The following is a 5,987-nucleotide window of genomic DNA, read 5'->3' as shown; positions in this document are numbered from 1 at the left end:
CACCGATGCTGCCCCGGCGGCCACCGGCGGTTCGCGGCTGGCGCGGGCCTGGCGGGGACGGCCGGAGGACCCGCGCTGGGCGCGGCCCGCCCTGTGGGCCCTGCTGGCCGTGACCACCGTGCTCTACCTCTGGAGCCTGGGCGCGTCCGGCTACGCCAACCAGTTCTACTCGGCCGCCGTCCAGGCGGGCAGCGAGAGCTGGAAGGCGTTCTTCTTCGGCTCCTCCGACGCCGCGAACTCCATCACCGTCGACAAGCCCCCGGCCGCGCTGTGGCCGATGGCCCTGTCGGTGCGGCTCTTCGGCCTCTCCTCCTGGGCGGTCCTCGTCCCCGAGGCGCTGATGGGCGTCGCGACGGTCGGAGTGCTGTACGCGGCCGTACGCCGCAGGTTCGGCGCGGCCGCCGGGCTTATCGCGGGCGCGGCGCTCGCGGTCACCCCGGTCGCGGCGCTGATGTTCCGCTTCAACAACCCCGACGCGCTGCTGTGTCTGCTGATGGTCTCGGCGGTCTACTGCGTGCTGCGCGCGCTGGAGGACGCCCGCACCAAGTGGCTGCTGCTCGCGGGCGTCTGCTTCGGCCTCGGCTTCCTCACCAAGACCCTCCAGGCGTGGCTGATCCTGCCGCCGCTCGCGGTGGTGTACGCGGTGTGCGCCCCGGCGAAGTTCGGCCGGCGGATCGGGCAACTGCTGCTCGCGGGGCTGGCGATGGTGGTCTCCGGCGGCTGGTGGGTCGCGATCGTCGAGCTGTGGCCGGAGTCCTCGCGTCCGTACATCGGCGGTTCGCAGCACAACAGCTTCCTGGAGCTGACCTTCGGCTACAACGGGCTGGGCCGGATCAACGGCAATGAGACCGGCAGCGTCGGCGGGGGCGGCCGGGGTGGCGGCGGCTGGGGCGAGACCGGGATCGACCGGCTCTTCGGCTCCGACATGGGCGGTCAGATCGCCTGGCTGCTGCCCGCGGCGTTCATCCTGCTGGCGGCCGGTATCTGGCTGACCTGGCGGGCCGGGCGCACCGACACCCGGCGCGCGGCCTTCCTGGTGTGGGGCGGGGCGCTGCTGATGACGTTCGCCACCTTCAGCTTTATGTCCGGGATCTTCCACCAGTACTACAACATCGCCCTGGCGCCCTATATCGCGGCGGTCGTGGGTATGGGCGCGGCGCTGCTGTGGGAGCGGCGGAACGAAGGCGGCCGGGCCGGGTCGGCCGCCTCGGCGGTGCTGGCCGTGACGGTCGCGGTCACCGCCTTTATGTCGTACGTCCTGCTCGGGCGGTCGGCGGACTGGTACCCCTGGCTGCGCTGGGCGGTGCTGATCGGCGGGCTCGCGGCGGCGGCCGGACTGCTGCTGACGGCGCGCCTCGGCCGTAAGGCGGCGCTGGCCGCGGCGGGCCTGGGCCTTGCGGCGGGGCTGGCCGGGCCGGTCGCGTACACGCTCAACACGGTGGACACCCCGAAGCGCGGTTCCATCGTGACGGCCGGTCCGTCGGTGGCGGGCGGTATGGGCGGCCCCGGTGGCGGCTTCCCGGGCGGCGGCCGGATGGGCGGCCCGCCGGGGATGCAGAACGGACGCCAGGGCGCGGGCCAGCAGGGCCAGGGTCAGGGCAATCAGCAGGGTGGCCAGGCCCAGCAGGGCCAGGGTCAGGGCGGTCGGCAGGGCATGCCGGGCGGCGGCACCGGCGGCGGTCAGCCGGGCGGTCGGAACGGGTTCCCCGGCGGCGGCTTCCCGGGCGGCGGCCAGTCTCCGCAGAACGGTAAGGGCAACGCCCAGGGCCAGGGCCGGAACGGTTGGCCCGGCATGCTGCCCGGTGGCGGCATGGGCGAGGGCGGCCGGCGCGGCGGCGGCATGGGCGGACTGCTCGACGGCCAGCAGGTCGACGCCAAGACGGAGGCGAAGCTGGAGAAGAACGCCGACGACTACACCTGGGCGGCCGCGGCGATCGGCTCCCAGAACGCCGCGAGCTATCAACTCGCCACCCAGAAGCCCGTGATGGCCATCGGCGGCTTCAACGGCAGCGACCCGTCCCCGACGCTCGCCCAGTTCAAGGAGTATGTGAAGCAGGGCAAGATCCACTACTTCATCTCCTCGGGCACCGGTATGGGCGGCGGGCCGGGCGGCGGCCGGGGGACCTCGTCCCAGATCACCTCCTGGATCGAGGCGACCTACAAGAAGGTCACCGTGGGCAGCACCACGCTCTATGACCTGACACAGAAGTCCTCGACGTCACAGAAGTCCTCGACGTCCTCCGACTGACGACAGCGCCCCGTACGGGCCGGTGGCCGGGTTTCCCCTGGTCACCGGCCCGTACGTGCTTGCGGCGGGTGGACGATAATTCGCTGTACGCCGTACAGCGGTGCTTGTACGGTGTATAGCAGCCATATCGTCATACACCGTAGAAGCCACTGCCTGGAGTCCTCATGACGGTTTCGACCGCCGCCGACGCCGCCTCCGCTCCATCCGGCCAGTCCCCGGGTGGTCATCCACAGCGCTGGCTGATCCTCGCCGTGATCTGCCTCGCTCAGCTCACCGTGTTGCTGGACAACACGATCCTCAATGTCGCGGTCCCCTCCCTTGCCCGGGAGATGGACGCGAGCACCGCCGAGATCCAGTGGATGATCAGCGCCTATTCGCTGGTCCAGTCGGGGCTGCTGCTCACGGCGGGCAATGCCGCCGACCGCTACGGCCGTAAGAAGATGCTGGTCGCGGGGCTGGCCCTGTTCGGGATCGGCTCGCTGTTCGCGTCGCTGGCGCAGGGCCCCGGCCAGCTCATCGCCGCCCGCGCGGGCATGGGGATCGGCGGTGCGCTGCTGATGACCACGACGCTGGCCGTCGTGGTGCAGATCTTCGACGCGGCCGAGCGGACCAAGGCGATCGGCCTGTGGGGCGCGGTCAGCTCGCTCGGCTTCGCCGCCGGGCCGCTGATCGGCGGCTCGCTGCTGGAGCACTTCTGGTGGGGCTCGATCTTCCTGATCAATATCCCGGTCGCGCTGCTCGGGCTGATCGCCGCGATCTGGCTGGTGCCCGAGTCCAAGGACCCGGTCGGCGACCGGCCCGATCTGCTGGGCGCGGTGCTCTCCACCATCGGGATGACCGGAGTCGTCTACGCGATCATCGCCGGGCCCGAACACGGCTGGACCTCGGTCCGGGTGCTGCTGTCCGCCTTCATCGGGGTCGTGGTGCTGACCGGGTTCGCGCTGTGGGAGCGTCATATTCCGTATCCGATGCTGGATATGCACTTCTTCAGGGACCGCCGCTTCGTGGGCGCCGTCGCGGGCGGCATCCTCGTCGCCTTCGGGATGGGCGGTTCGCTCTTCCTGCTCACCCAGCATCTCCAGTTCGTGCTCGGCTATGACGCGCTGGACGCGGGGCTGCGCACCGCGCCGCTCGCGCTGGTGATCGTGGCGCTCAACCTCACCGGGGTCGGGGCCCGGCTGCTGCCGAAGCTCGGGACGCCGCTGACGATCGTCAGCGGTATGGGGCTGCTCGCGGTCGGCCTCGCGCTCATCGCGGTCCTCGGCGCGGACGGCTACGGCGGACTGCTGCTGGGGCTGGTGGTGATGGGGACCGGGATCGCGCTCGCCATGCCCGCGATGGCGAACGCCATCATGTCGGCCATCCCGCCGGAGAAGGCGGGGGTGGGCGCGGGTGTCAACGGCACCCTCACCGAGTTCGGCAACGGGCTCGGGGTCGCCGTCCTCGGCGCCGTGCTCAACTCCCGCTTCAGCTCGCTGCTGCCCGCGGCCGCCGCCGGAGCCGGCTCGCTTCCGGCCGCCCTCGCCGCGGCGCGTACCCCCGGGGACCGGGCGGCCGTCACGGACGCCTTCTCCTCCGGCCTGGAGACCAGCCAGCTCGTCGGCGCGGCGGCCGTGCTGGCGGGCGGGCTGCTGGCCGCGCTCCTGCTCAGCAGGGCCGAACGATCTTCACAGGAGGCCCCGGCGGCATAGCATCTGGAGGTAGTGAGGTGCCGCGTGCCGGGTCCCGGGGCGCATGGTGCCAGCGCATCGGAGAAAGAGAGGCGCCGCCATGGCAACCGGCAGCCGTACCGTCCGCCCGCGGTCCAGCGTCTGGCTCTCCGAACGCAAGGCCCCCAAGCGCAAGGGCGATCAGCAGCCCGTCGGGCTCGACCATGTGAAGATCGTCGCGGCGACGATGCGGCTGCTGGACGCCGAGGGGCTGTCGGGCTTCTCGATGCGGCGGCTCGCGGCGGAGCTCGGGGTGACCGCCATGTCGGTCTACTGGTACGTGGAGACCAAGGACCATCTGCTCGAACTCGCCCTCGACGCCGCGATGGGCGAGATAGCGCTGCCCATGGAGGCGGTCGGGCCCGTCGAGGGCAAGGAGCACTCCCCGGCCGAGCCGCGGGACTGGCGTGAGCAGTTGCGACAGCTCGCCGCCGAGTACCGGCAGGTGATGGTCCGCCACTCCTGGGTGCCGGCGCTGCTGGGGGAGTACCTCAACATCGGGCCCAACGCGGTGGTCTTCAGCAACGCCGCGCTGGCCGTGATGCGCAACAGCGGACTGCCGGACGACAAGATCACCAGCGCGCTGTCCCTCGTCTACCAGTTCGTCTACGGCTTCGGCACGATCGAGGGCCGCTTCGCCGCCCGCTGCCGGGCGGCGGGACTCACGCAGGACGAGCTGTTCCACGAGACGATGAGCTCGGTCGAGGACCGTATGGAGTTCGACGAGCCGCGGAAGATCATGAAGGCTCGGGGCGGCAATACGGTCGAGGAGATGCGGGACCGCGACTTCACCTTCGCCCTGGACTTCGCGATCGCCGGTATCGAAGCCCTGCGCGACCGGTAGCGCGCGCCTTGCGCGACCGATAGCGCGCGCCCGGCGGGCCGGCGTGCCGCGGATCTGCTCACGCTGTACGGAGTCACCGACGACGCGCGCCCGGCGGGCCGGGGTGCCGCCCCGGGACATCAGTCGCCGAAACGGTCGTGCCGCCGGGCGGTCTGGGTGCCGGGCGGTCGGGCCCCGGGACATCGGCCCTCGGACGGTCAGGGCGCCGACCGATCGGGCCGCGGGGCGGTCTGGCCGCCGTACGGCCGGGGCGCCCACCGGTCAGCCTGCCGCCGGGCGGCCGGACCGCCGGTGGCCGTCAGGCCGTGGGGAGCTCCTCGCCCTGTACCGCCTGTATGTCCAGCTCCACCCGCAGGGTCGTGCCGATCGCCGCGATGCCCGCCGCGACCACCTGGTTGTAGTTCATCGCGAAGTCCTCGCGGCGCAGCTCGGCGATGGCCCGGAAGGCCGCCCGCACCCCGCCCCACGGGTCGGGGCCCGTGCCCAGGTAGGTCAGGTCCAGGTCCACGTCCCGGACGACGCCGTGCATCGACAGCTCGCCATGGACCGTCCAGCGGTCGGCCCCGGCCGCGCTCAGATGCGTGCTCCGGTACGTCAGTTGCGGGAACTCCTCCACATTGAGGAAGTCGGGCGACTTCAGATGGCCGTCCCGCATGGCATTGCCGGTGTCGATGCTGGCGGCCTGGATGACCGCCTCGACGCGCGACTTCTCGATGTCCTCGCCGACCTCGATCCGCCCGCCGAACTCCGTGAACCGGCCGTGCACGCTGGAGATCCCCAGATGCTGGGCGACCGCGGCCACCGTCGAATGCGCCGGGTCGAGCGTCCACACACCGGGCGGGGGAAGCTCCACCCCGCCCTGCCGCGCCAGCACCACCGTGCCCACATCGGCCCGCCCGGAGGCGGTGACGATCGCCGTGGACGCGACCGGGGCATAGCCGACGGCGGTGGCGATGATCGTGTACGGCCCCGGCGGCAGCGGCTGGTCGGTCCGCACGGCGCCGTCCCCGTCGGCCTGCGCGCGCAGCACCTGCGCGCCCGTCATATCCGTGACGGTCAGCACCGCGTGCTGGACCGCCCAGCCGTCGCGGGTGTGGATCCGGGCCCGCAGCCCCGCTCCCCCGCCTGCTCCTGCTCCTGTGGTCGTCATGCCGCGTTTCGCTCCCGCTCGGGTGTCGCTCGTGCC

Annotated in this window: 4 protein-coding genes; 3 read left to right on the top strand and 1 reads right to left on the bottom strand. The window is 72.1% G+C overall.

Going from position 1 to position 5,987, the window contains the following annotated elements:
* The 3 genes from KN815_RS44395 to KN815_RS44385 form a co-directional block, all read left to right on the top strand.
* Window positions 1-2,248: ArnT family glycosyltransferase (locus tag KN815_RS44395; protein ID WP_372458632.1), on the top strand; the 2,248-nt coding region annotated here is incomplete at its 5' end.
* 164 nt (window positions 2,249-2,412) lie between these two features.
* Complete coding sequence (locus KN815_RS44390; RefSeq protein WP_216347442.1) at window positions 2,413-3,939, top strand: MFS transporter; 1,527 nt, start codon at window positions 2,413-2,415, stop codon at window positions 3,937-3,939.
* Between the two features lie 79 nt (window positions 3,940-4,018).
* A complete protein-coding gene (locus KN815_RS44385; protein ID WP_216347440.1) occupies window positions 4,019-4,801 on the top strand; it encodes a TetR/AcrR family transcriptional regulator in 783 nt (260 codons plus the stop codon).
* Window positions 4,802-5,099: 298 nt separating this feature from the next.
* On the opposite strand, the gene KN815_RS44380 is transcribed toward KN815_RS44385, so the two are convergent.
* Complete coding sequence (locus KN815_RS44380; RefSeq protein ID WP_216347439.1) at window positions 5,100-5,951, bottom strand: YceI family protein; 852 nt, start codon at window positions 5,949-5,951, stop codon at window positions 5,100-5,102.
* Window positions 5,952-5,987 lie beyond the last annotated feature (36 nt).

Source organism: Streptomyces niphimycinicus, assembly GCF_018883605.1.
GTDB lineage: Bacteria > Actinomycetota > Actinomycetes > Streptomycetales > Streptomycetaceae > Streptomyces > Streptomyces niphimycinicus.
Note: the sequence above shows the minus strand (reverse complement) of the source record. Positions and strands in the feature narration are given on the sequence as shown.

Excerpts from the sequence above, each read along its gene's own strand:
- KN815_RS44390 (WP_216347442.1), top strand. The coding sequence starts at position 2,413 with ATGACGGTTTCGACCGCCGCCGACGCCGCCTCCGCTCCATCCGGCCAG.
- KN815_RS44385 (WP_216347440.1), top strand. The coding sequence starts at position 4,019 with ATGGCAACCGGCAGCCGTACCGTCCGCCCGCGGTCCAGCGTCTGGCTC.
- KN815_RS44380 (WP_216347439.1), bottom strand. The coding sequence starts at position 5,951 with ATGACGACCACAGGAGCAGGAGCAGGCGGGGGAGCGGGGCTGCGGGCC.